This window comes from Pseudomonas putida group bacterium ESBL64 (assembly GCF_045277175.1).
In the GTDB taxonomy this organism is placed as follows: domain Bacteria; phylum Pseudomonadota; class Gammaproteobacteria; order Pseudomonadales; family Pseudomonadaceae; genus Aquipseudomonas; species Aquipseudomonas alloputida.
In genome coordinates this window covers 3,476,111-3,501,439 of record NZ_CP145799.1, presented here as the reverse complement: position 1 = coordinate 3,501,439, position 25,329 = coordinate 3,476,111, and the positions used below count along the sequence as shown (strand labels likewise).

Annotated in this window: 23 protein-coding genes; 11 read left to right on the top strand and 12 right to left on the bottom strand. The window is 63.3% G+C overall.

All coding sequences use genetic code 11. The annotated features are described in order from the left end of the window. The 3 genes from V6093_RS16050 to V6093_RS16040 all read right to left on the bottom strand — a co-directional run bounded on the left by V6093_RS16050 (position 1) and on the right by V6093_RS16040 (position 2,679). Positions 1–975 (bottom strand): serine/threonine protein kinase, encoded by a 975-nt coding sequence (locus tag V6093_RS16050; RefSeq protein WP_003255617.1) that lies wholly within the window; start codon positions 973–975, stop codon positions 1–3. A 158-nt stretch (positions 976–1,133) separates the two neighbouring features. Further along, positions 1,134–1,898 carry a TOBE domain-containing protein gene (locus V6093_RS16045; RefSeq protein ID WP_047603140.1) on the bottom strand — a complete coding sequence of 255 codons (765 nt, stop codon included), beginning with the start codon at positions 1,896–1,898 and terminating at the stop codon, positions 1,134–1,136. Between the two features lie 49 nt (positions 1,899–1,947). Beyond that, the gene (locus tag V6093_RS16040; RefSeq protein WP_003255613.1) at positions 1,948–2,679 is read right to left on the bottom strand and encodes a ComF family protein; all 732 of its coding nucleotides are present in this window, start codon (positions 2,677–2,679) and stop codon (positions 1,948–1,950) included. An 89-nt stretch (positions 2,680–2,768) separates the two neighbouring features. On the opposite strand from V6093_RS16040, the gene bioB reads away from it, so the two are divergent. The 9 genes from bioB (at position 2,769) to V6093_RS15995 (ending at position 13,611) form a co-directional block, all read left to right on the top strand. After that, positions 2,769–3,827, top strand: coding sequence for a biotin synthase BioB (gene bioB / locus V6093_RS16035; RefSeq protein ID WP_003255611.1), 1,059 nt, complete (start codon positions 2,769–2,771; stop codon positions 3,825–3,827). 1 nt (position 3,828) lies between these two features. Beyond that, positions 3,829–5,001 (top strand): 8-amino-7-oxononanoate synthase, encoded by a 1,173-nt coding sequence (gene bioF / locus V6093_RS16030; protein ID WP_003255609.1) that lies wholly within the window; start codon positions 3,829–3,831, stop codon positions 4,999–5,001. After that, positions 4,994–5,725 (top strand): alpha/beta fold hydrolase, encoded by a 732-nt coding sequence (locus V6093_RS16025; protein WP_003255608.1) that lies wholly within the window; start codon positions 4,994–4,996, stop codon positions 5,723–5,725. The genes bioF and V6093_RS16025 overlap by 8 nt, the downstream gene beginning before the upstream one ends. Next, positions 5,718–6,536, top strand: coding sequence for a malonyl-ACP O-methyltransferase BioC (bioC, locus tag V6093_RS16020; RefSeq protein ID WP_014860214.1), 819 nt, complete (start codon positions 5,718–5,720; stop codon positions 6,534–6,536). Before V6093_RS16025 ends, bioC begins: the two co-directional genes overlap by 8 nt. A gap of 10 nt (positions 6,537–6,546) precedes the next feature. Continuing rightward, positions 6,547–7,227 carry a dethiobiotin synthase gene (gene bioD, locus V6093_RS16015; RefSeq protein WP_003255605.1) on the top strand — a complete coding sequence of 227 codons (681 nt, stop codon included), beginning with the start codon at positions 6,547–6,549 and terminating at the stop codon, positions 7,225–7,227. 212 nt (positions 7,228–7,439) lie between these two features. Then, positions 7,440–7,736: a hypothetical protein gene (locus tag V6093_RS16010; RefSeq protein ID WP_003255603.1), complete on the top strand. Its 297-nt coding sequence runs from the start codon at positions 7,440–7,442 to the stop codon at positions 7,734–7,736. Between the two features lie 288 nt (positions 7,737–8,024). After that, positions 8,025–9,830, top strand: a complete 1,806-nt coding sequence (locus V6093_RS16005; RefSeq protein ID WP_010951720.1) for a phenylacyl-CoA dehydrogenase — start codon at positions 8,025–8,027, stop codon at positions 9,828–9,830. A gap of 594 nt (positions 9,831–10,424) precedes the next feature. Then, positions 10,425–11,708, top strand: a complete 1,284-nt coding sequence (locus tag V6093_RS16000; RefSeq protein WP_003255601.1) for a diguanylate cyclase — start codon at positions 10,425–10,427, stop codon at positions 11,706–11,708. 124 nt (positions 11,709–11,832) lie between these two features. Then, entirely contained in the window at positions 11,833–13,611 is a 1,779-nt protein-coding gene (locus V6093_RS15995; protein ID WP_234546305.1) for an acyl-CoA dehydrogenase C-terminal domain-containing protein, read from the top strand. 363 nt (positions 13,612–13,974) lie between these two features. On the opposite strand, the gene V6093_RS15990 is transcribed toward V6093_RS15995, so the two are convergent. Then, complete coding sequence (locus tag V6093_RS15990; RefSeq protein WP_003255599.1) at positions 13,975–14,898, bottom strand: LysR family transcriptional regulator; 924 nt, start codon at positions 14,896–14,898, stop codon at positions 13,975–13,977. Between the two features lie 211 nt (positions 14,899–15,109). Between V6093_RS15990 and V6093_RS15985 the strand changes: the two genes are divergently transcribed. Continuing rightward, positions 15,110–16,390, top strand: coding sequence for an aspartate aminotransferase family protein (locus V6093_RS15985; RefSeq protein WP_003255598.1), 1,281 nt, complete (start codon positions 15,110–15,112; stop codon positions 16,388–16,390). A 147-nt stretch (positions 16,391–16,537) separates the two neighbouring features. Next, on the top strand, positions 16,538–16,696 hold the full coding sequence (locus tag V6093_RS15980) for a YqaE/Pmp3 family membrane protein (RefSeq protein WP_003177654.1): 159 nt from the start codon (positions 16,538–16,540) through the stop codon (positions 16,694–16,696). A 62-nt stretch (positions 16,697–16,758) separates the two neighbouring features. On the opposite strand, the gene V6093_RS15975 is transcribed toward V6093_RS15980, so the two are convergent. The 8 genes from V6093_RS15975 to V6093_RS15940 all read right to left on the bottom strand — a co-directional run bounded on the left by V6093_RS15975 (position 16,759) and on the right by V6093_RS15940 (position 25,326). Continuing rightward, on the bottom strand, positions 16,759–18,582 hold the full coding sequence (locus tag V6093_RS15975) for a prolyl oligopeptidase family serine peptidase (protein ID WP_406669553.1): 1,824 nt from the start codon (positions 18,580–18,582) through the stop codon (positions 16,759–16,761). Then, positions 18,548–19,708 (bottom strand): pyrroloquinoline quinone biosynthesis protein PqqE, encoded by a 1,161-nt coding sequence (gene pqqE / locus V6093_RS15970; protein ID WP_014860209.1) that lies wholly within the window; start codon positions 19,706–19,708, stop codon positions 18,548–18,550. Before pqqE ends, V6093_RS15975 begins: the two co-directional genes overlap by 35 nt. After that, the gene (gene pqqD, locus V6093_RS15965) at positions 19,680–19,955 is read right to left on the bottom strand and encodes a pyrroloquinoline quinone biosynthesis peptide chaperone PqqD (RefSeq protein WP_003255595.1); all 276 of its coding nucleotides are present in this window, start codon (positions 19,953–19,955) and stop codon (positions 19,680–19,682) included. Before pqqD ends, pqqE begins: the two co-directional genes overlap by 29 nt. Next, on the bottom strand, positions 19,952–20,707 hold the full coding sequence (gene pqqC / locus V6093_RS15960) for a pyrroloquinoline-quinone synthase PqqC (RefSeq protein ID WP_003255592.1): 756 nt from the start codon (positions 20,705–20,707) through the stop codon (positions 19,952–19,954). The genes pqqD and pqqC overlap by 4 nt, the downstream gene beginning before the upstream one ends. A 162-nt stretch (positions 20,708–20,869) precedes the next feature. Continuing rightward, positions 20,870–21,781 carry a pyrroloquinoline quinone biosynthesis protein PqqB gene (gene pqqB, locus V6093_RS15955; protein ID WP_003255590.1) on the bottom strand — a complete coding sequence of 304 codons (912 nt, stop codon included), beginning with the start codon at positions 21,779–21,781 and terminating at the stop codon, positions 20,870–20,872. A 78-nt stretch (positions 21,782–21,859) separates the two neighbouring features. Next, entirely contained in the window at positions 21,860–21,931 is a 72-nt protein-coding gene (gene pqqA / locus V6093_RS15950) for a pyrroloquinoline quinone precursor peptide PqqA (protein WP_003243383.1), read from the bottom strand. Positions 21,932–22,090: 159 nt separating this feature from the next. Continuing rightward, positions 22,091–24,391 (bottom strand): pyrroloquinoline quinone biosynthesis protein PqqF, encoded by a 2,301-nt coding sequence (gene pqqF / locus V6093_RS15945; protein WP_406669552.1) that lies wholly within the window; start codon positions 24,389–24,391, stop codon positions 22,091–22,093. A gap of 140 nt (positions 24,392–24,531) precedes the next feature. Further along, the gene (locus V6093_RS15940; RefSeq protein WP_003255587.1) at positions 24,532–25,326 is read right to left on the bottom strand and encodes a carbon-nitrogen hydrolase family protein; all 795 of its coding nucleotides are present in this window, start codon (positions 25,324–25,326) and stop codon (positions 24,532–24,534) included. Positions 25,327–25,329: the final 3 nt, after the last annotated feature.

The window sequence follows — 25,329 nt, the reverse complement described above, 5'->3', positions numbered from 1 at the left end:
CTAGAACAATTTCAGCGGTGCTTCATCCAGCGCAGCCATCTGTTCGCGCAAGGCGAGAATCTGGTCGCCCCAGTAGCGTGGCTGGCCAAACCAAGGGAAGCTGGGCGGGAACGCGGGGTCGTCCCAGCGCCTTGCCAGCCAGGCGCTATAGTGCAGTTGCCGCAGGGCGCGCAGGGGCTCGATCAGGGCCAGTTCGCGCGGGTCGAAGTCGTGGAACTCGTTGTAGCCGTCGATCAGCTCGGCCAGTTGCCCCAGGCGCTCCTCGCGGTTGCCGGCCAGCATCATCCACAGGTCTTGCACCGCTGGGCCCATGCGGCAATCGTCGAGGTCGACCACGTGGTACACGTCGTCACGGTGCATCAGGTTGCCGGGGTGCAGGTCGCCATGCAGGCGGATGAGCTGGTGTGGTGTGCGAGCGTAGATGTCCTCCACCCGCTTGAGCAGATCGCGGGCCACGGACTCGAACGCCGGCAGCAGTTCACGCGGGACAAAATTACCCTCCAGCAAGGTGTTCAGCGAGGCGTGGCCAAAGTTGTCTACAGCCAGTGCCTCACGGTGCTTGAACGGCTTGCTGGCGCCCACGGCATGCAGGCGGCCAAGTAACTGACCCAGGCGATACAACTGGTCGAGGTTGCCAGGCTCGGGGGCGTGGCCGCCGCGACGGGGGAACAGCGTGAAGCGGAAGCCCTTGTGTTCGAACAAGGTGCGGTCATCGTGCTGCAGGGGCGCAACCACCGGGACTTCGCAGTCGGCGAGTTCGGCCGTGAAGGCGTGTTCTTCGAGGATGGCTGCATCGCTCCAGCGGCCTGGGCGGTAGAACTTGGCAATCAGCGGCTGCGCGTCTTCGATGCCCACCTGGTACACGCGGTTCTCGTAGCTGTTCAGCGCCAGCACCCGCGCATCGCTGAGAAAGCCCAGGCTTTCCACTGCGTCCAGGACCAGGTCGGGGGTGAGGGTGTCGAAGGGGTGGGACATGGTGGCTCCGGAGGGTAAGCGGCGTGGGGCCATGGTAGCGCGTTATGCCTGTGCCGGCCCCTTCGCGGGCGTGCCCGCACATTTCGGCCCAGATGCATCGGGTGGTGCGGTCCCTGTGGGAGCGGGCAAGCCCGCGAACCGCGCACCGCGCGGCCAGACTATGCGGGAACCCCGATCAACACATAAGACGGGTGAAACTGCACCCGCACCACACTGCCATCCACGACCTGCTGGGCAGCCAACCAGTGCGCATCAGCCATTGCACACAGGGTCTGCCCGTTGCCTAACGCCAGCCTGACTTCACTGGGCCCATCGACCTCTGCCAGCACTTCCTCCACCTTCGTGCAAAGGCAATTGCTCCCCGCTTCGGCCTCTTCCCCCTCCGCCAACAAGCGCACCCACCCGGCCTTGAGCAGCGCCACCACCGTTGTTCCCACTGTCAGCTCCAGGCGCGCAGTGCTGTCGTGGGTGATCAGCGCATCGATCTCCAGCCCGCCGCTCAATGCCAGGCTGACGCGGTCATACCGGCCTTCACGGCGCAGGCCGCTGACCTGGCCCTGCAACTGGTTGCGCGCACTGGTGCGCAGCATCAGGCGCCCGAGCAGGTCGAGGTCGCTGGATTCTTCGGCGGCTTCAAGGATTTGTGCCTGCAGGGCCTGCAGCCTTTGGTACAGGCGCAACACCCGCTCGCCTTCCGGCGACAAGTGCGCACCGCCACCGCCGCGGCCACCGGTGCTGCGCTTGACCAAGGGCTGGCTGGCCAGGTTGTTGAGCTCGTCGATGGCATCCCAGGCCGCCTTGTAGCTGATACCTGCGGCCTTGGCGGCGCGGGTGATTGAGCCTTGTTCGGCAATGTGCTGCAGCAGCGCGATGCGCTGTGGGCGGCGGGCGATGTGCTGGGTGAGAACGGGGGGTAGGGACATGGGTATTCCGTATACAAGGGTGCTTTACAAAGGGGCAGGTCGCGCCTGGTCATACATACCCCGGTTTGGGCGTACGTGCCAGGCAATACACATCCACCCGCCGCGCACCTGCCTTGCGCAGTGCCTGGGCGATAGCCTGCGCAGTGGCACCGGTGGTCAACACATCATCGACGATGGCGACATGCTTGCCTTCCAGTTTGCCCATGACCGCGAACGCCTGGCGCAAATTGCGCTGCCGTGCCTTGGCGCCCAGATGTTGCTGTGCCGGTGTCTCGCGTGTGCGGACCAGCAAACGCTCGTTGCAGGTTACCCCGACGTGCGACGACAACCACCGCCCAAGCATCCCCGCCTGATTGAACCCCCGCTCGCGTAGTCGACGCCTGGCCAAAGGCACAGGCAACAGCAGGTCAGGGCGAGGCAACCCTTCGGCATAGCGATACAGCAGCCCCTGCCCCAGCAGCTCAGCCATCAGGCGTCCCAAAGGCCATTGGCGATTGTGCTTGAAACGGCTAATCAACGTGTCCACCGGAAAACCGAAATGCCACAGGGCAATGACCTGATCGAAGGCCGGCAAGCAGCGGCCACACGGGGCGCAGGTCAAGCCGGCCATGGGCAAGGGCAGGGCGCAATGCCGGCACTGATCACCCAGCCAGGGCAGTGCCTGTTCGCAGGTAACGCACAGCGGGTAAGGCTGCTCGGCAGGCTCATCGCATAACAAGCACTTCTGATTAATAAGTGAGCACTTGTAAACCAGTCGCTTCCAGTGCAGTTGACAGTTCATAGGCCTTCCATGACTATGCGAGCTATCCGTGATGCGCTGGCGGGCTTTCCTGTCCCGGCGCCAGCTACAGCCTAAACAAGGAAACGCCGATGAGCGCCAGCACAACTGCAACAACACGTCACGATTGGGCCTTGGCCGAGGTCAAGGCGCTGTTCCAGCAACCGTTCAATGATTTGCTGTTCCAAGCGCAGACCGTGCACCGCGCGCACTTCGACCCCAACCGCGTGCAGGTTTCGACCTTGCTGTCGATCAAGACCGGCGCCTGCCCGGAAGATTGCAAATATTGTCCGCAGTCCGGCCACTACAACACCGGGCTGGAGAAACAGAAGCTGATGGAAGTGCAGAAGGTGCTGGAAGAAGCTGCCCGCGCCAAAGCCATCGGTTCTACCCGTTTCTGCATGGGGGCGGCGTGGAAGCACCCGTCGGCCAAAGACATGCCCTACGTGCTGGAGATGGTCAAAGGCGTCAAGGCCATGGGCCTGGAAACCTGCATGACCCTCGGCAAACTCGATCAGGAGCAAACCAAGGCCCTGGCCCACGCGGGTCTGGACTACTACAACCACAACCTCGACACCTCACCGGAGTTCTACGGCAGCATCATCACCACACGTACCTACAGCGAGCGCCTGCAGACCCTGGCCTACGTGCGCGATGCCGGGATGAAAATCTGCTCTGGTGGCATTCTGGGCATGGGTGAATCGCTGGATGACCGCGCCGGCCTGCTGATCCAGCTGGCCAACCTGCCGGAACACCCGGAGTCGGTGCCGATCAACATGCTGGTCAAGGTGGCCGGCACGCCGCTGGCTGAGGAAGAGGACGTCGACCCGTTCGACTTTATCCGTATGCTGGCCGTGGCCCGTATCCTCATGCCCAAGTCTCACGTGCGCCTGTCCGCCGGCCGCGAGCAGATGAACGAGCAGATGCAGGCCCTGGCCTTCATGGCGGGCGCCAACTCGATCTTCTACGGCGAAAAGCTGCTGACCACTGCCAACCCCCAGGCCGACAAGGACATGCAGCTGTTCGCACGCCTGGGCATCAAGCCCGAAGCGCGTGAAGAGCACGCCGACGAAGTGCACCAGGCAGCCATCGAGCAAGCGCTGGTCGAGCAGCGCAGCAGCGAGATGTTCTACGACGCCGCGACAGCCTGATATGGCTTTCGACCTGGCAGCGCGCCTGGCCGAACGGCGCGCCGCAGACCTGTATCGGCAGCGGCCATTGCTGGAAAGCCCGCAAGGGCCGGAAGTGGTGGTCGACGGCCAGCGGTTGCTGGCCTTCTGCAGCAATGACTACCTGGGCCTGGCCAACCACCCCGAGGTGATCGCCGCCTGGCAGGCCGGCGCCGAGCGCTGGGGTGTGGGGGGTGGTGCCTCGCACCTGGTGGTTGGCCACAGCACTCCGCACCATCAGGTTGAAGAGGCACTGGCTGAACTTACCGGCCGCCCGCGCGCACTGTTGTTCTCCACCGGTTATATGGCCAATCTGGGCGCCATCACGGCGCTGGTGGGGCAGGGCGACACGGTGCTGCAAGACCGCCTCAACCATGCTTCGCTGCTGGATGGCGGGCTGCTCAGTGGCGCCCGCTTCAACCGCTACCTGCACAACGACCCGGCCAGCCTGGCCAGCCGCCTGGACAAGGCGGTCGGCAATACCCTGGTGGTGACCGATGGCGTGTTCAGCATGGACGGTGACCTGGCCGACCTGCCGGCGCTGGCCAATGTCGCCCGTGCCCGCGGTGCCTGGCTGATGGTCGACGACGCCCATGGCCTGGGCACCCTGGGCGCCCAAGGCGGCGGTATCGTCGAGCACTTTGGCCTGGGCGTGGATGATGTACCCGTGCTGATCGGCACGTTGGGCAAGGCTTGCGGCACCGCGGGTGCCTTTGTTGCTGGCAGCGAAGCGCTGATCGAGGCGCTGGTACAGTTCGCCCGCCCCTATATCTACACCACCAGCCAGCCACCGGCGCTGGCCTGCGCCACACTCAAGAGCCTGGAGCTGCTGCGCCGCGAAACCTGGCGTCGTGAGCACCTGGCAGCCTTGATTCGCCAGTTCCGAGAAGGCGCGCAGCAGCTGGGGCTGCAGTTGATGGACAGCCCGACGCCGATCCAGCCCATCGTCATCGGCGACAGTGCGCAGGCGTTGCGCCTGTCACGCCTGCTGCGTGAGCGAGGCTTGCTGGTGACGGCCATCCGCCCACCCACCGTGCCGGCTGGCAGCGCACGCCTGCGGGTAACCCTGAGCGCCGCACACAGCGAGGCGCAGGTGCAGCTATTGTTGAATGCATTGGCCGAGTGTTATCCACAGTTGGAGAACGCCGATGCGTAATCGACTTGTTCTATTGCCCGGCTGGGGCTTGGGAACTGCTGCGCTGGAGCCGCTGGCCGCTAGCCTGCGTGCTCAGGACGCCCGCCTGCAGGTAGAGCTGATGCCCCTGCCAGAACTGGCCCACAGCGATGTGCAGGCCTGGATCGACCATCTGGACCGCAAGCTGCCCAGCAATGTCTGGCTGGGTGGCTGGTCACTGGGTGGCATGTTGGCCAGCGCGCTGGCGCACAAGCGTGGCGACCACTGCTGCGGGCTGCTGACCTTGGCCAGCAACCCCAGCTTCCTGGCCCGGCCAGATTGGCCCCATGGCATGGCCGAAGACACCTTCGGCACCTTCCTCGACGGCTGCCGCAACCATACCCAGGTCACCCTCAAGCGCTTCCGTACCTTGTGCAGCGACGGCGCCCTGCAGCCGCGCACCTTGTTGCGTCAGCTGGGTGTCGGCGTGCCGGATACCGACCCGTTGTACCTGGCCACTGGCCTTGAAGTGCTGGCCAAGCTGGACACCCGTGAAGCCTTGCAGGCCTATGGTGGCCCGCAACTGCACCTGTTCGCCGGCAGCGATGCGCTAGTGCCGGCAGAGGCGGCAAAGGCGTTGAGCGAGCTGTTGCCCGATGTAGAAGTGGGCCTGGTCGAAGACAGTTCCCACGCGTTCCTGCTGGAGTATCCGCAGGAGCTGGCGGCGGGCATCAAGAGTTTTCTGCATGAGAGTGGCGATGACTGACCTTTCCCGTCCGACCCTGCCCGGCGCATTGCCCGACAAGCGCCAGGTGGCGGCCTCGTTCTCCCGCGCCGCGGCCAGTTACGACAGCGTGGCGGCCCTTCAGCGCGCTGTAGGCCTGAGCCTGCTGGAGCTGTTGCCGGCAGGCCTGCAGCCGTCACACTGGCTGGACCTGGGCAGTGGCACCGGCCATTTCAGCCGCATGCTGGCCGAGCGTTTCGTCCAGGCCAGCGGCGTGGCGGTGGATATTGCCGAAGGCATGTTGCTTCATGCCCGTCATGTAAAGGGTGGGGCGCAGTATCACGTGGTTGGCGACGCCGAGCGTTTGCCGCTGTGCGATGGCAGCGTCGACCTGGTGTTTTCCAGCCTGGCGGTGCAGTGGTGCGATCAGTTCGCCAGTGTGCTGGCCGAGGCGCAGCGGGTGCTGCGCCCAGGTGGAGTACTGGCCTTCAGCAGCCTGTGCGTGGGCACCCTCGACGAACTGCGCGCCAGCTGGCAGGCGGTGGATGGCCTGGTGCATGTAAACCGCTTCCGCCGTTTCGAAGACTATCAGCGCCTGTGCGCAGCCAGCGGTTTTGAGCAGCTTGAGCTGGAGCGGTGCCCGCATGTGCTGCACTACCCGGATGTGCGCAGCCTGACCCACGAACTGAAGGCGTTGGGGGCGCACAATCTGAACCCTGGGCGACCTTCCGGCCTCACCGGCCGGGCGCGAATGCAGGGCCTGTTGCAGGCCTATGAGGCATTTCGCCAACCCGCGGGGCTGCCAGCCACCTATCAAGTGGTCTATGGTGTGTTGCGCAAGCCACTGGCGTAAGGGGAGCACGATGAGCCAGGCCTTTTTCATTGCGGGTACCGATACCGATGTCGGCAAGACCACCATCGCCGCTGGCCTGTTGCATGCGGCGCGTTTGCAGGGCATGAGCACACTGGGTGCCAAGCCGGTTGCCTCGGGCTGCACCATGACGCCGAAAGGTTTGCGCAATAGCGATGCCCTGGCGCTGATCGACGAAAGCACGGTCAAGCTGCCCTATGAGCAGGTCAATCCGTTTGCCTTCGAGCCTGCTATTGCCCCGCATGTGGCGGCGCGCGAGGCAGGGGTGACGCTGGCTGTGCCAGAACTGCTCGCGGCGATGCGCAATGTGCTGCAACAAAATGCCGACTTCACCCTGATAGAGGGGGCCGGTGGCTGGCGCGTACCGCTGTCGGGCCTGGAGAACCTGTCCGATCTTGCCGTTGCCCTGCGGTTGCCGGTGATTCTGGTGGTAGGTGTGCGGTTGGGTTGCATCAGCCATGCCTTGCTCAGCGCCGAAGCGATCGAGCGTGATGGGCTGCAGTTGGCGGGTTGGGTGGCAAACATCATCGAGCCGCGCACTTCACGCCTGGAAGAGAACCTGGCCAGCCTTGCAGAGCGCTTGCCGGCGCCTTGCCTGGGGCGGGTGCCCAAGCTCAAGCAGGCCAGTGCCGACATGGTGGCTGAGCATCTGCAGTTGGATCTGCTGGATTAGTGTGATGCAGGCCCGGCCTCTTCGCGGGTAAACCCGCTCCTACGAGGAGACGCATACGGTTGTGGGCGCGGGTTTACCCGCGAGGCGGCCAGTGCAGGAATACCCAAGGCCTATCAACTGGCATTGAGCCATTAGGGATTTAAACGGGCCTTTTCGCCCCTAGCCTGTTTTAATTGGGGCTGTTCGTCATCCAGCGTCAATGGAGTCCTGACATGGAAATCACCGGTAGCTCCGCCTACTACGCGGGCCTGAGCGCAATCCAGACCGGCCAGAACCGCGTCGATCAGGCCGCCAGCCAGATCGCCAACACCACTGCCGAACGTACCGCCACTAGCCAGTCCAGCGATTTTCAGGCCGAACGCCTGCGCGCGGTCGACCGCAGCCAGCAGATGGACCTGGCCACCAGTGTCGTGCAACAGGCGGTGGGCAAGACCGAAGTCGAGCTTGGCGCGAAGGTCGCCAAGGCATCCGACGAAATGCTTGGCCGGATCATCGACACCTACGCCTGAACACTTGCGTCATCCCCTATTTCAGCGCCTGCCCTTGTAGGAGCGGGCTTGCCCGCGAATGCGTCCGATCAGACAACAATTTTGTCTGGTCGGGCCTCTTCGCGGGCAAGCCCGCTCCTACAAGGGTTTGTGCCATGGCATGACTGATTTGCCATTTTTCGTGGCGTAAATGGCACCATAGTCCATCCTTGACAGAAAGCTGAGCTAAACGTAAGTTTCAAACAACTGTTTGATCGGCTTCCGCCAAGCGCGGGTCACCCCACAGAACTCACCTAGAGGTTCATCGCAATGCCTGACTACAAAGCCCCCTTGCGTGATATCCGCTTCGTTCGCGACGAGCTGCTTGGCTATGAGGCGCACTATCAGAGCCTGCCGGGCTGCCAGGACGCCACGCCCGACATGGTCGACGCGATCCTTGAAGAAGGCGCGAAGTTCTGTGAGCAGGTGTTGTCGCCGTTGAACCGCGTGGGTGACCAGGAAGGCTGCACCTGGAGCGAATCGGGGGTGAAAACCCCAACCGGCTTCAAGGAAGCCTACCAGCAGTTCGTCGAAGGCGGCTGGCCGAGCCTGGCACATGACGTCGAGCATGGCGGCCAAGGCCTGCCAGAGTCGCTGGGCCTGGCCCTGAGCGAAATGGTCGGTGGCTCGAACTGGTCGTGGGGTATGTACCCAGGCCTGTCGCATGGCGCGATGAACACTATTTCTGCGCATGGCACTGCCGAGCAGCAGCACACCTACCTGACCAAGCTGGTGTCCGGCGAGTGGACCGGCACCATGTGCCTGACCGAACCGCACTGCGGTACCGACCTGGGCATGCTGCGCACCAAGGCCGAGCCACAGGCCGACGGCAGCTACAAAGTGTCGGGCACCAAGATCTTCATTTCGGCCGGTGAGCACGACATGGCCGACAACATTGTCCATATCGTCCTGGCCCGCCTGCCGGACGCACCGGCCGGTACCAAGGGGATTTCGCTGTTCATCGTGCCGAAGTTCCTGCCCAACGCCGAGGGAGGCGTGGGCGAGCGCAACGGCGTGAGCTGCGGCTCGATCGAACACAAGATGGGCATCCACGGTAACGCTACCTGCGTCATGAACTTCGATGCTGCCACCGGCTACCTGATCGGCCCAGCCAACAAAGGCCTGAACTGCATGTTCACCTTCATGAACACTGCTCGCCTGGGTACCGCGCTGCAAGGCCTGGCCCACGCCGAGGTGGCGTTCCAGGGTGGCCTGAAGTACGCCCGTGAGCGCCTGCAGATGCGTTCCCTGACCGGTCCGAAAGCACCGGACAAGGCCGCTGACCCGATCATCGTCCACCCGGACGTACGGCGCATGCTGCTGACCATGAAGGCCTTCGCCGAAGGCAATCGCGCGATGGTTTACTTCACTGCCAAGCAGGTGGACATCGTCAAGTACAGCCAGGACGAAGAAGAGCGCAAGAAGGCTGATGCCCTGCTGGCGTTCCTGACCCCGATCGCCAAGGCATTCATGACCGAAGTCGGTTTCGAAGCCGCCAACCACGGCGTACAGATCTACGGCGGCCATGGCTTCATCGCCGAATGGGGCATGGAGCAGAACGTGCGCGACAGCCGTATCTCCATGCTGTACGAAGGCACTACCGGTATTCAGGCCCTCGACCTGCTCGGTCGCAAAGTGCTGATGACTCAGGGCGAAGCACTGAAGGGCTTCACCAAGATCGTGCACAAGTTCTGCCAGGCGCAGGAAGGTAACGAAGCGGTCAAGGAGTTCGTCGAACCGCTGGCGGCCATCAACAAGGAGTGGGGCGAGCTGACCATGAAAGTGGGCATGGCTGCCATGAAGGACCGTGAAGAAGTGGGTGCGGCTTCGGTCGATTACCTGATGTACTCCGGCTATGCCTGCCTGGCTTACTTCTGGGCCGACATCGCCCGCCTGGCCGCCGAGAAACTGGCAGCCGGTACCAGCGAGGAGGCGTTCTACACCGCCAAGCTGCAGACTGCCCGCTTCTACTTCCAGCGCATCCTGCCACGTACCCGTACCCATGTGGCGACCATGCTGTCGGGCGCCAACAACCTGATGGCGATGGACGAAGAGCACTTCGGCCTGTCGTACTGATACTGGCGCTGTACCCAAAACCCGCCTGCCCTGACCGGCAGGCGGGTTTTTTACGTCTTCAGGTTCAGCGTGGTCCCTCGTAGGAGCGGGTTTACCCGCGAAGAGGCCGGGCCTGCTGGCCAATCTCCATCAGCCGTTCACCGTTGCCGGCGCTACCGTATTCGCGGGTAAACCCGCTCCTACCACGGTGGAGGACACACATCAGGGGTTGGACACAGGCCGTGGTGTAGGAGCGGGTTCACCCGCGAAGAGGCCATGCCTGCTGGCCAATCTCCATCAGCCGTTCACCGTTGCCGGCGCCACCGTATTCGCGGGTAAACCCGCTCCTACCACGGTGGAGGACACACATCAGGGGTTGGACACAGGCCGTGGTGTAGGAGCGGGTTCACCCGCGAAGAGGCCATGCCTGCTGGCCAATCTCCATCAGCCGTTCACCGTTCCGGCGCTACCGTATTCGCGGGTAAACCCGCTCCTACAAGGCTCGCGTGGCGGCCGGAAGTTCGTTCATCCAACCGCAAATTCAACTGTTCCAGTGCACTGCCGATGAAGTGAGGGCACAATGCCATTATTGATCTGCCGGGTTGGAGATTACCCTTGTTTCGTTTTAATGCTGTTCGCGCAAGCCACTTCCTGCCGTCGCTGTTCTTGTTGCTGGCAGGGCTCGCCGCAGCCTATGTGAGAGACCTCAGCGTCTTTTTCACATCGCTGTTCAATGTCCTGCCTACCTTGGTTCTACTGCTGGGCGGCGCCTACTGCGCGGTTTACCGCCGCCAGCGTGAGCTGTTCCTGATGCTGACGGTGTACATCGCCTACTTCCTGCTCGATACCCAGACCGACTTCTACCGTGACCATGGCCGCGTGCGTGAGGACGCCGCGGTGATCTTCCACCTGGTCTGCCTGTTGCTGCCGGCGCTGTTCGGGCTGTACGGCGCCTGGCAGGAGCGCACGCACCTGCTGCAGGACCTGGTCGCCCGCGGTGCCGTACTGTTTGCTGTGGGCAGTGTGGCGGTGGCCCTCCAGCAAAGCTACCCCGAGGCGTTGCTGACCTGGTTGGCGGAGATCCGCTGGCCGGCTTTGCATGGCCACTGGATGAGCCTGATCCAGATGGTCTACCCACTTTTCCTGGGTGTGTTCATTCTGCTGGTGGTGCAGTACCTGCGTGCACCCCGGCCGCTGCACGCTGCGCAGTTGATCGGCCTGCTGGGCATTTTCTGGATGCTGCCGCAAACCTTCATCCTGCCGTTTACCTTGAACATCATGTGCAGTCAGGTAATGCTGATGATCGCCGCGGCAGTGGCGCACGAGGCTTATCAGATGGCCTTCCGTGACGAGCTGACTGGCCTGCCGGGGCGTCGTGCGCTGAACGAGCGCATGCAGCGCCTGGGGCGTAACTATGTGATCGCCATGACCGATGTCGACCACTTCAAGAAATTCAACGACACCCACGGCCACGATGTCGGTGACCAGGTGCTGCGGTTGGTCGCCAGCCGCTTGTCCAAGGTCACCGGCGGTGGCCGCGCCTACCGTTATGGCGGGGAGGAGTTCGCCCTGGTGTTCGCCGGCAAGACTGCCGCGGAATGCGTGCCGCATGTGGAAGCCGTGCGTGAAGTGATCGCCAATTACGTGATGCACCTGCGCGATCAGCACAACCGCCCGCAGGACGATACCGCCGGGCGCCAGCGCCGGGCGGGCAGCGCCGGCGGCACGGTCTCGGTCACCATCAGTATCGGCGTGGCCGAGCGCCAGGCCGATCATCGAAACCCCGAGGCGGTGCTGAAATCCGCCGACCAGGCGCTTTACAGTGCCAAAGGCGCGGGGCGAAATTGTGTCATGGTGCATGGGCGACAATCACAGCGTGGGGCAGTGCGCACGGCGTGACCAGGTGAGACTATACAGTCGATTGATGACCCTATGTCTCGCAAAAGTTGTTCGGTTACACTGCCAGTAACCCCAGTGTCGCGGTTCCCCGAGACCGCCCCGACCCGACTAGCGAGAGGTTGTCATGGCTGACTATAAAGCGCCGCTGCGCGACATGCGCTTCGTACTGAATGAAGTCTTCAACGTGGCCGAGCAGTGGACGCAGTTGCCCGGGCTGGCCGAGGTTGTCGATGCCGACACGGCCATGGCCGTGCTGGAAGAAGCCGGCAAGGTCACCGCCAGGACCATTGCGCCGCTCAGCCGCGCCGCCGACGAAGAGGGCTGCCACTGGGACAACGGCGCGGTACGCACCCCAGCCGGTTTCATCGAGGCCTACAACACCTACGCCGAAGGCGGCTGGGTGGGCGTGGGCGGCGACCCGCTGTTCGGCGGTATGGGTATGCCCAAGGCCATCTCGGCCCAGGTCGAGGAAATGGTCAACGCGTCCAGCCTGGCTTTCGGCCTGTACCCGATGCTGACCGCCGGCGCCTGCCTATCGATCAACGCCCACGCCAGCGAGGCCTTGAAGGAAAAATACCTTCCGAACATGTATGCCGGCGTTTGGGCCGGCTCCATGTGCCTGACCGAGCCGCATGCCGGTACTGACCTGGGCATCATCCGCACCAAGGCCGAGCCCCAGGCGGATGGCAGCTACAAGGTCAGCGGTACCAAGATTTTCATCACGGGTGGCGAACACGACCTGACCGAGAACATCATCCATCTGGTGCTGGCCAAGTTGCCGGATGCACCGGCGGGGCCGAAAGGTATTTCGCTGTTCCTGGTGCCGAAATTCCTGGTCAATGAAGACGGTAGCCTCGGCGCGCGGAACCCGGCCACTTGCGGCTCGATCGAGCACAAAATGGGCATCCAGGCCTCGGCTACCTGTGTGATGAACTTCGACGAAGCTGTCGGCTACATCGTCGGTGAGCCGAACAAAGGCCTGGCGGCCATGTTCACCATGATGAACTACGAGCGCCTGGGCGTTGGCATTCAAGGCCTGGCGTCGGCCGAGCGCTCCTACCAGAACGCCGTGGAGTACGCCCGCGATCGCCTGCAAAGCCGTGCCCCGGCCGGCCCACAAGCCAAGGACAAGGCTGCAGACCCGATCATCGTCCACCCGGACGTGCGTCGCATGCTGTTGACCATGAAGGCGCTGATCGAAGGTGGCCGCGCATTCTCCACTTATGTGGCCATGCAACTGGACAGTGCCAAGTACAGCGAAGACGCCAGCGTGCGCAAACGCAGCGAAGAGCTGGTGGCACTGCTGACGCCGGTGGCGAAGGCCTTCCTCACCGACCTGGGCCTGGAGTGCGCAGTGCACGGCCAGCAGGTATTTGGCGGGCATGGTTACATTCGTGAGTGGGGGCAGGAGCAGTTGGTGCGCGACGTGCGCATTACCCAGATCTACGAAGGTACCAATGGCATCCAGGCCCTCGACCTGATGGGGCGTAAAGTGGTGGCCAGCGGCGGGGCATACTACAAGCTGTTCTCTGACGAGATTCGTCAGTTCATTACCGGTGCAGGCAGCGAACTGGACGAATTCGCCAAGCCACTGGGCGCTTCGCTCGATCAGCTCGACGGGTTGACCGAGTGGGTACTGCAGCAGGCCAAGGGCAACCCGAATGAAATTGGCGCGGCTTCGGTCGAGTACCTGCATGCCTTTGGCTATGTTGCCTATGGCTACATGTGGGCACTGATGGCGCGGGCGGCACAGGCGGGCGAGGGGGATGCGCCGTTCTATTCGGGCAAGCTGGGTACGGCGCGGTTCTACTTCGCGCGGTTGCTGCCACGGGTGGATTCGCTGGTGGCTTCGGTGAAGGCGGGAAGTGAGTCGCTGTACCTGCTGGATGCCGAGCAGTTCTGATCGATTTCTGGGGCTGCTGCGCAGCCCAATCGCGACGCAAGGCCGCTCCCACAGGTATCGCCTAAGTTTGGATATGTGGGGCCTTGCGTCGCGATTGGGCCGCAAAGCGGCCTCAGCCATCGCATATCTGTGAATGAACTCCCTGTGTAAGCTTTTTCCTACACGACGCGGTGACTTTTCACCACTGTTCTAAGATTGGATCCACTGTTAATCTTTATCACATGGACGTTGCGCAGGAAGCGCATAGGACAGATCAAGGATGACGACGAAGGACCACCTGCCAGGATGGCGGGGCGATACGGATGTCACAGGGAAACAGTCTGGAAAACCCCGCTTCGGCGGGGTTTTCTTTGTGTGCGTGTTTTAGGCCAGCACATCCAGCGGTGATGCCCCCAGCAGGCGGGCGTCCGTCTCTTCCTCAAGCAATGTGCGCAGCAGCTCTACAGAGGCCTGCTGGCGCTGGGCATCGCGAAATACCAAGCCAACCTTCAATGGCACGCGCGGCTCGCTCAACGGCTTCCACAGCAGCCCCTGATCATCTTCGGCGGCCTCCTTGGCGCGCCCCGGCAGAATGGTAGCCAGCGCCGTGTGCGCGAGGCTATCGAGAATCCCTGCCATATTGTTCATCTCTGCCTGCACCTGCGGCCGTCGGCCTTGGCTGGCCAGCTGCGCCTGCCAGATCTGGCGGATCTGGAACTCTTCGCCCAGCATCAGCATGGGCAACTCGGCGGCCTGACGGATGGACACCTTCTTGAAGTCCTTCAGCGGGTGGGTATCGGGTATGACCAGTTGCAGCTCATCTTCGTACAACAGCAGGCCATGCAGCCCTGGCTGGCGCGGCGGCAAGTAGCTGATGCCGATGTCCAGGTTGCCATTGAGCAGGCGCCGTTCGATCTCTAACCCCGACAACTCGTAAATCTGCACGACCAGGTGAGGTTGAGCCTTGCGCAGCCGTTCAAGCAGCTGCGGTATCAGGCTTGGCCGCACGGTCTGCAATACACCGATAGCCAAGGTGCGCAGCGACTGGCCCTTGAAGTTGCGCATAGCCTCGTGGGCGCGCTGCAGGCCGTCGAGCAACGGCAGGGCATGGTTGTACAAGGTGTGGGCGGCCAGGGTCGGCAGCAAGCGTTTGTTGCTGCGCTCGAACAGGCTCAGGTCGAGGCTGTGCTCCAACTGGCGAATCTGCTGCGAAAGCGCCGGCTGTGACAGCGACAGGCGTTCGGCGGCACGGCCTACGTGGCCTTCTTCGTACACCGCGACGAAATAACGCAGTTGGCGGAAATCCATAAGTAATACTTATCGAAAATGCTGGAAAAACGAAATGGTCGAAAACCCTGCTGAAGCCTAGTCTATCGCCGTATTCCAAAGGGTTACAGCGATGATTCGGTCGATTGTTACCCCGGATGAAAAACACTTTTGATAGGAAAGGCAAAATATCGAGTGCCGGCACCAAGACCGCACCGTGGCTGCCCTTTACCGTGATTGGTTGGAGCCCTTGATGAACCTGTTCAACCTGCGCCGCTCGGCTCCTGCCGCCGCCGCCGAGCCCAAGCGTGCGCCGGTGATCGTGCCGCACGCGTCTGAGCTGTCGCCTGAGCGCCTGATGCCCGGCGCCGAACGTGCAGCGCAGGTATTCGTGCGTGGCCAGGGCTCATGGTTGTGGGACAACGAAGGGCATGCCTACCTGGACTTCACTCAGGGCGGTGCGGTCAACAGTTTGGGCCACAGCCCCAGCGTGCTGGTCAAAGCGTTGGGCAACCAGGCTCAGGCGTTGATCAACCCGGGCTCGGGCTTCCACAACCGTGGCCTGCTGGGGCTGGTCAACCGGCTGTGTCAGAGTACCGGCAGTGACCAGGCCTACCTGCTTAACAGCGGTGCCGAGGCCTGTGAAGGGGCGATCAAGCTGGCGCGTAAGTGGGGCCAACTGCACCGCAACGGCGCCTATCACATCATTACTGCCAGCCAAGCCTGCCATGGCCGTAGCCTCGGCGCGCTGTCCGCGTCCGACCCGTTGCCGTGCAATCGCTGCGAACCTGGCCTGCCGGGTTTCAGCAAGGTGCCGTTCAATGACCTCGCGGCGCTGCACGCCGAGGTGGATTCACGCACCGTGGCAATCATGCTCGAGCCGATACAGGGGGAGGCGGGCGTTATTCCCGCTACTCAGGAATACCTCAAGGGCGTGGAAACGCTCTGCCGTGAACTGGGCATCCTGCTGATCCTTGATGAGGTGCAGACCGGTATTGGTCGCTGTGGTGCGCTGCTGGCCGAGGAGCTCTATGGCGTGCGCGCCGACATCATCACCTTGGGCAAGGGCCTGGGGGGCGGCGTGCCGCTGGCCGCCTTGTTGGCAAGGGGCAAGGCATGCTGCGCCGAGCCTGGTGAGCTGGAAGGCAGCCATCACGGCAACGCGCTGATGTGCGCCGCCGGCCTGGCGGTGCTGGACAGCGTGCTGGAACCTGGCTTTTTAGCCCAGGTACAGGACAACGGTCGTCACCTGCGTGAAGGCCTGAGCCGCCTGACCGGGCGCTATGGTCAGGGTGAGGTGCGCGGTCACGGGCTGCTATGGGCCCTGCAACTGAAAGAAAACCTGGCCCGCGAACTGGTGGCTGCGGCCCTGCACGAAGGCCTGCTGCTCAACGCGCCGCAAGTGGATGTAGTGCGCTTTTCACCGGCGCTGACTGTGAGCAAAGGCAACATCGACGAAATGCTGCTGCGCCTGGCGCGCGCTTTCGCCCGCCTGCATGCCCAGCAGCAGGCCCGTCGCGAAATGCCGGCGTAGCGGCCTGGCAAAGAATTCAACGAACCGTCTGGCGTTCCTGCGCATCGCCCCTGGCCTGTTTCATTCGGCCCGGGGCGTTTTTTTTTGCCTGTGGAACCTCTACGGCTGGGAGCTAGTCTTTGATGTAACCCTTCAGGAGAGACTCGCATGGACTTTATTCGCATCATCATCGCCATTCTTCTGCCGCCGCTGGGGGTGTTCCTGCAGGTCGGGTTTGGTGGGGCGTTCTGGCTTAATATCCTGCTGACCCTGCTGGGGTACATTCCGGGGATCGTGCATGCGGTGTATATCATCGCCAAGCGTTGATACAGGCAGAGATTGGCCCCTGCAGGAGCAGCACAAGGTTGCTCCTGCGGGGGCGCCTGGAACTATTGCACCAACACCCGGCAATAAAATTTCCACTCTTCTTCCAAGGCATGCGCCAGGTTCTCCGCCTTGCGGAACCCATGCCGCTCTCCCGCATAAAAGTGCCCTTCAGCGTCGATCCCGTTGGCCTGCAACGCTGCCAGCATGGACCGCGTCTGTTCCGGCACCACCACTGCATCCAGCTCACCCTGGAAGAAAATCACCGGCACCTTGATGCGCTCTGCATGCAGCAGCGGCGTGCGCTGGCGATAGCGGTCAGCGTCCCGCTGCGGGTCGCCGATCAACCAGTCCAGATAATCACCCTCGAACTTGTGGGTGGCACGGCCCAGGGCTATCGGGTCGCTGACCCCGTACAGGCTGGCGCCGGCGCGAAACACGTCTTGGAACGCCAAAGCGCACAGGGTGGTGTAGCCCCCGGCGCTGCCGCCGCGGATGAACGCCTTGCGTTTGTCGACCACGCCCTGAGCTGCCAGGTATTCGACTACCGCGCAGGCATCGGCCACATCGCTCTCGCCCCAGCGCTGGTGCAGTGCCTGGCGGTATTCCCGACCATAGCCGGTGCTGCCCCGGTAGTTGAGGTCGGCCACGGCAAAGCCGCGCTGGGTCCAATACTGGATACGCGGGTCGAGCACGGGATAACAGGCTGAGGTTGGCCCGCCGTGGATGAACACCACCAGCGGTGCGGCGCCTTGCGGCTGCGCTGGCGGGTAGAAGAAACCATGGGCCTGCTCGCCGCCACTGTCGTAATGGATCGGCTGCGGCAGGCTGATTTGCCCTGCCGGCAGCATTTCGGCACCACCGGCCAGCACGCGTACTTCATGGTTGCTGCGGTCAATGGCAATGACTGCCGGGGGGCTGATGGGCGACGCGGCGATGGCATACAGGTGTTCGCTGTCCATGGCCAGGCTGCGAAAGCGTGTGTAGGCACTGGCGAAACGCTCCATACGGCCATCTTCACCACGCAGCCCCAATTGCCCGAAGCCGTCTTCGAACCAGCTGGCCAGGTAGCTTCGCGGGCCCAGTGCCAACCAGGTACAGGTGCCCAATTGCCAAGGCGCAGCAGCATGGTCTGCCGGTGCGGCAGGCAACGCCTGCCATTGGCCATCGACCTCACCCCAGGGTTGCCAGAAACCATTGCGGTCGGACAGGCAGTAGAGCCGACCTTCGGCATCGAAGCGTGGTTGTTGCAGCGATTCTTCTGCGGCGGCTACACATTGCGTCGGCCCCCAGTGGCCGCTGGCATCGCGCGCGCGATACATCAGCCGGGTGACGGTCCAGGGCTGCGCCGGGCGGTCCCATTCGATCCACGCCAGGCGCTGGCCATCGGCACTGACAGCAGGCGAGGCATAGAAGTCGGCGCCCTCGGCGAGCACCTCGCGGCTGCTGTCACCCAAAGCGACCAGGCGGTGCTCTACCTGCTCGGCATGGCGCTCTTCGACGGCCAGCACCTGGCCGTCGTGCCACTGCACATCGCCGTAGCGGCAGCTGACATCCTGGGTCAGCGCACGCGGTAGCGAATCGTCCAGCGGCTGGGTGTAGACCTGCTGGTCCTTTTCGTTGACGAACACCAGCCCGTCGCCACCTAGGCAGAAGCTGCCGCCGCCGTACTCATAAACCCGGCTGCGTACGCTGAAGCCGTCCGGGGTCAGGCAGCGGGCCTGGTAGTGCAGCCAGTGCCAGATACGGCACGCTCCATCGGCTGGGCGGAATTCGTTCCAGAACAGCCCGTCGGCACTGACCTTGAGTTCGGCGAAGTCGGTGCCGGCGGCAACCGCCTGGGCCGCGCTGAACTCAGCCGCGGGCGATGACACGGGAGTTTCGATCATTGCGGAAGGTCATCTGTTCGATCGCGAGCTGGGCGGTTTCTGCCTCCTCGCGGGCCTTGAGGATGATGCCGTGCTCGGTCGATTTGGCACACACCGGGTCTGCGTTGCTGGCATCGCCGGTCAGCATGAAGGCCTGGCAGCGACAGCCGCCGAAGTCCTTTTCTTTCTCGTCGCAGGAGCGGCAAGGTTCGCGCATCCACTCATAGCCACGGAAGCGGTTGAAACCGAACGACTCATACCAGATATGGTGCAAGTCGTGGTCGCGTACATTCGGAAACTGCACGGGCAGCTGGCGGGCACCGTGGCAGGGCAAGGCGGTACCGTCCGGGGTGATGGTGAGGAACAGGTTGCCCCAGCCGTTCATGCAGGCCTTGGGGCGCTCTTCGTAGTAGTCAGGGGTAACGAAAATCAGCTTGCACGGGTTGCCCTCGGCCTTGAGCTTGTCCCGGTATTCGTTGGTGATACGTTCTGCCCGCTCGAGCTGCGCGCGGGTTGGCAGCAGCCCAAGGCGGTTGAGGTGCGCCCAGCCATAGAACTGGCACGTGGCGAGTTCGACAAAGTCGGCCTCAAGGGCAATGCACAACTCGATGATGCGGTCGATCTTGTCGATGTTGTGCCGATGGGTGACGAAGTTGAGCACCATCGGGTAGCCATGGGCTTTTACCGCGCGGGCCATTTCCAGCTTCTGTGCAAAAGCCTTTTTCGAGCCGGCCAGCAGGTTGTTCACCTGCTCGTCGCTGGCCTGGAAGCTGATCTGGATATGGTCCAGGCCAGCCTTTTTGAAGTCGGCGATGCGCGCCTCGGTCAGGCCAATGCCCGAGGTGATCAGGTTGGTGTAGTAACCCAGGCGGCGGGCCTCTGCGATCAGCTGGGCAAGGTCCTGGCGTACCAGCGGTTCACCGCCGGAAAAGCCGATTTGTGCGGCACCCATTTCCCGCGCTTCAGCCATGACCTTGAACCACTGTTCGGTGCTCAGCTCTTGGCCCTGGGCGGCGAAGTCCAGCGGGTTGGAGCAATACGGGCACTGCAGCGGGCAGCGGTAGGTCAGCTCGGCCAGCAGCCACAGCGGCAGGCCGACCTCGGGCGTAGGTGGCAACTCAGGCGAGGACGATCCAGTGTTCGGCACGGGCCACCTCCATGAACTGCTCGATGTCATCGGCCACTTCCGGGACATCGGGGAATTGCTGTTCGAGTTCGCTGATAATCGCTGCCACATCACGCTGGCCGTCGATCAGGCCACCGATCAGGCTCGCGCTGTCGTTGAGCTTGATCATGCCTTCGGGGTACAGCAACACATGGCCCTTTTGCGCCGGCTCGTACTGGAAGCGGTAGCCGGGGCGCCAGTTCGGCACTTGGTTACGGTCGAAACTCATAGGGTGATTCCCTTGTGCCACACCCGTTCCTGGGTGACGGAGTGATAGGGTGGGCGGTTCAGTTCGTAGGCCATGCTCATGGCGTCGAGCATACTCCAGAGGATATCCAGCTTGAACTGCAGTATCTCCAGCATACGCTCCTGGCCCGCACGGGTGGTGTAGTGCTGCAGGGTAATCGCCAGGCCGTGTTCCACATCGCGTCGAGCCTGGCCCAGGCGGGTACGGAAATACTCATAGCCGGCGGGGTCGATCCACGGGTAGTGCTGCGGCCAGCTGTCCAGGCGTGACTGGTGGATTTGCGGGGCGAACAGCTCGGTCAGCGAACTGCTGGCGGCTTCCTGCCAGCTGGCGCGGCGGGCAAAGTTGACGTAGGCGTCCACGGCAAAGCGCACGCCAGGCAATACCAGTTCTTGCGAGCGCAATTGGTCCGGGTCCAGCCCGACAGCCTGGCCCAGGCGCAGCCAGGCTTCGATGCCGCCATCCTCGCCGGGCGCACCATCGTGGTCGAGCAGGCGCTGGATCCACTCGCGGCGCACTTCGCGGTCCGGGCAGTTGGCCAGGATCGCGGCATCCTTCATCGGGATGTTGACCTGGTAGTAGAAGCGGTTGGCTACCCAGCCCTGGATCTGCTCGCGGGTGGCGCGCCCCTGGTACATCGCCACGTGGTACGGGTGATGGATGTGGTAATAGGCGCCCTTGGCGCGCAGGGCCTGCTCGAATTCGGCAGGGGACATTGGCAGTGCGTCGCTCATTCGGCTGGCTCCTGTAGAACGATTATCTGGCCTGGCACATCCCTCTCCCTTGTGGGAGCGGGCGTGCCCGCGAACACCGGCGAAGCCGGTGCCATGGACCGTGTTGGCTTTTTCGCGGGCATGCCCGCTCCCACAGGGTCTGGTGTCGCCTCACAGACTGTTTTACAACGCGATGCTCATGCCATCGAAGGCAACTTCGACGCCCCGGCGCAGGACTTCGGCGCGCTCGGGTGAGTCTTCGTCGAGAATCGGGTTGGTGTTGTTGATGTGGATAAGTACCTTGCGCTGGCGCGGGAAGCCGTCGAGCACTTCCAGCATGCCGCCAGGGCCGTTCTGGGCCAGATGACCCATCTCGCGGCCGGTGCGGGTGCCCACGCCACGGCGCTGCATTTCGTCGTCTTCCCACAGGGTGCCGTCGACCAGCAGGCAGTCGGCACCGTGCATCATCGCCAGCAGCTTTTCGTCTACCTGGCCCAGGCCCGGGGCGTAGAACAGCTTGCCGCCGGTGCGGGTGTCTTCGACCATCAAACCCAGGTTATCGCCCGGGTGCGGGTCGAAGCGGTGTGGCGAATAAGGCGGCGCGGCGCTGCGCAGGGGGAAGGGGGTGAACTTGAGGTTGGGGCAGGCGTCGATCACGAAGCTGCCTTCCAGCTCGATACGGTTCCACTGCAGGCCACCGTTCCAGTGGCTGAGCATGTTGAACAGCGGGAAACCGGTGGTCAGGTCCTGGTGGACCATGTCCGTGCACCACACCTGATGCGGGCAGCCTTCGCGCAGGCTGAGCAGGCCGGTGGTGTGGTCGATCTGGCTGTCCAGCAGGACGATGGCGTTGATACCAGTGTCGCGCAGTGCCCGGGCCGGCTGCATCGGCGCAAAGGCCTGCAGTTGGGCGCGGATGTCGGGCGAGGCATTGCACAATATCCAGTGCACACCGTCGTCGGACAGGGCGATGGATGACTGGGTGCGCGCCGTGGCTTTCAGGGTGCCATCACGGTAGCCCTTGCAGTTGACGCAGTTGCAGTTCCACTGCGGGAACCCGCCACCGGCGGCGGAGCCGAGAACCTGGATGTACATGGCCACTCTCTATGCAGAAACCGGATCTGAAAAACGAAAACGCCCCGGCAGGCCGAGGCGTGAAACCCTAAGCCCGGCTTAGCGGTTAGCGAAGTACATGGTGACTTCGAAGCCGATACGCAGGTCAGTGTATGCAGGTTTGGTCCACATGGAATTACTCCTTCCGAATGAGGGTTGGGTTGTTCAGCTACTACTTGGGTACCGCCATGCGTTGGCAGTTCCGTGAAAACGGGATTGCGCTATCTTACAAGAAAAATTTGAACCGGAAGGTTAATTATTCGAGAAGCGCCGTTGCAGTTCGCGTAATAATCATCGATCTTCACCCAGCCAGGAAGTGTCTGGCGCGGCAGCGTTGGCCAAACATAGCCAAGCGGAACCTGGGTCGAGCAGGTCGCTCAGCAGGTGGTCCAGATCCGTCTGCCGCGTAGTCAGGATAGACCTGCGCAGTACATCCAGCCTATCGGCTTGTGTGCCCAAGTGTGTCTGCCACGCCCATTCGGCGACATCGGCATTGGCCATGGCGGGTTCGTCGAATTGCCCGGCCAACGCCTGGCGAGCGGCCGGGTCAAGGGTGACGCCATGGCGCAGCAGGCTGAGCAGGTGGTCGAGCACCTGTGCCTGACCGGTGTGGGGGGACTGCACACCGAACAGCAGCCCACCGACCCCCTCGACCTGACGAAAGGCGCTGAACACCGCGTAGCCGAGTTGCAAGTCTACCCGCAGGCGCTGGTAAACCGGCCCTTGCAGCAATTGGGCTAACAGGCGGCCTGCGGCCTCTTTTGCTGCCGGCAACGGGCAGAACAGCAGCAGGGCATGTTCGCTGCCTGGCACTTGGGCATGCTGCCAGCGGTGGTTGGCCCATGATGGCAGGGGCCCCGGCCGCGAGCCTTGCCCAGGGCACTGCAACAGCGCGGCGCCCAAGGCGTTTAGCGCGGTATCCTCGAAACCTGCAGCCATGCCATGCCACTCGGTGTGCAGCCACAGGCTGTCGAGCTGCTGCTGGGTCAGCGTGCAGGCAGGCACCGCTGCGGGCAGGCTACCCCGTACCGCGTCTGGCAGTTGCTTGAGCAGTGCCCTGATGGGGATCAGGGCCGGGGGCTGCGCCGTGTCGGGCAGCCAGCAACTGGCAGGTGGCTTGAGCATCAAGGCCAAGGCTTGTTCCACTGCCCGCAGCACTGCTGCTGGCAGGCCGGCGCAGCGCAACTGCCAGTATTCTCCGACGCTGCTGTACTGCAGTTGCACGGAGGCGCGGTCACAGCGTTCCTGCAGTGGTGCCAGGGCCAGTTCCAGCACACGCTGTAGCTGCTGGCGCAAAGGCGAAGGTACATACCAGCGCAGGTACAGCGCAGCGTATTGGCGCGCGGGCGGGAGCTGGTCACTGATCTTCAGCGCTGCCGGCAGCGGCTGCGCCTTGGTATGGGGCAGGTCAGCCTTCAGCAATGGATCGACTGGCAAAAGCTGCCAATCGCCATGGTCGCCACCTGGCAGGCTTTCCAGCAGGGCGCCAAGCGCCTGCAACCCTTGGGCATCCAGCCTGGCGAACGGCTGGCCTGTGCTGTCCCGGCGTGCCAGCTCGAGCGCGCTGGCACTGTGCGCACGGCTGTGCTGCAACAGGCCGAATTGGTGGTTCAACTGTTCGCGGTCGGCCTGGCGGATGAACCTGAACCAACCTTGCAGCAGGGCGCTGGCTTCGTCCGGGCAAGCGTCGGCACTGAGCTTCAGGTCAAGGTGCCACAGCAGCTGACCGGCGAACGCATACAGCCTTTCGGCCGTGAAACGTTGTAGCCAGTCACGCTCGCGAAGCGCGCCCAGCCAGGTACCTGGGCGGCTGTCCTCCAGGTAAGCGATCAGCAGTTCCAGGGCGTGCTCGGCACCGCTGGGGAGGCTTTGGTGCGTGAAGGTCAAAGCGCTAGCCATTGCTGGCAGTGGCGGCGGCAGCATTTGCGGCACGCGCTCACCTGCGGCGAACAGTTCGGCATGCTGCCGGGCAAGGCGTTCAAGTTCATCCAGCGGCTGCGGACCGCAAAGGCTCAGGCAGATCTGGCCGCCTTGGTAGAAGCGCTGATGAAAGCCCGCAAGCGCTTGCTGGAAGGCCGCATCGTGCAAGGCCAGGGTGTATCGATTGCCAGCATGAAAAGCGCCCAGTGGATGCTTGGCTGACACTGACTGCAGCAAGGCGAACTGCTGTTGGGCCGATGGATTGCGCGACCAGGCGATGAATTCGGCATGGATCACTTCGCGTTCACGGCGTTGGCGTTCGATGCCCAGATCCGGTTCTGCCAGCATTTGGCACAGGCGCTCGAGACCGCCACCGAGCGTGTTGGGGGGCACCTCGAAGAAAAAGTCGGTGGCGCGTTCCCGGGTGCTGGCGTTGACCTGGCCGCCCAGGGCTTGCACGTAGCGCATCAGGCCGTCTTCCAGCGGGAAGCGCGGGGTACCGAGGAAGAACAGGTGTTCGAGGAAGTGCGCCAGACCGGGCCATTTGGCAGGCGCGTCGTGGCTGCCCGCGTGCACCCGCAGTGCGGCGGCCGAGCGCTTGAGGCGCGGGGCGTGGCGCAGGGTCAGTTGCAAGCCGTTGGCGAGGGTAAGTTGGCGGATGGCGTCAAGCATGGGGGCTCCGGTGGCTGCTTTCCATGCTAACCGATTTGTTCGTAGGCCCGGCCTTTTCGCGGGTAGGGCGCCGGTATGAAAGGCAGCGCAGACCCCGTGGGAGCGGGCGTGCCCGCGAATGGGCCGCATAGCGGCCCTTGTCAGCCTTTACGCAGGTGCAGCTCCTGGCGCAAATCGGTCAGGTAGGGAAACGCCGTGCGCCCCTGCACCACCCGCTCATGTTCAAGCTCTGCCAACAACTGGCACTCATCCCGCCCGGCCATGGCCAGCAAGCTGCCATCCGGGCCGATGATGCTGCTCTGCCCGCAATACTCGATCTCGTCTTCCGCACCGCAGTAGTTGGCATATACCAGGTAGCACTGGTTTTCCTGTGCCCTCGCTCTCACGGTCACCTGGCAGGTAAAGTCGTACGGCGTCATGTTCGCCGTCGGCACCAGGATCAGCTCGGCGCCATCCAGCGCCAGGCGTCGGGCGTTCTCCGGGAACTCGATGTCGTAGCAGATCAGCAGGCCAACCTTCCAGCCTTCCAGTTCCACCACCGGGAAGTGGTCGGCACCTGGGCTGAACATCGAGCGGTCCAGTTCACCGAACAGGTGCGTCTTGCGGTAATTGCTCAGGCTGCGGCCATGCGCATCGATCAACTGCACGCTGTTGTAGATCGCCCCGTCGTCACCGCGCTCCGGGTAGCCATAGACAATGGCGATGCGGTGCGCCTGGGCGATCTCTACCACGGTCATGGCTGCCGGGCCATCGGCGGCCTCGGCCAGGCGCTCTACCTGGGCCAGGCCGATGTTGTAGCCGGTCAGGAACATCTCCGGGCACACCAGCAACTGTGCGCCGCGTTCGGCTGCCAGCTGCGCCTGGTGGCGCAGCCGTTGCAGGTTGCCGGGCACATCCAGTGGCTTGGGTGCGCCCTGGTACAGAGCGATGCGCATGGT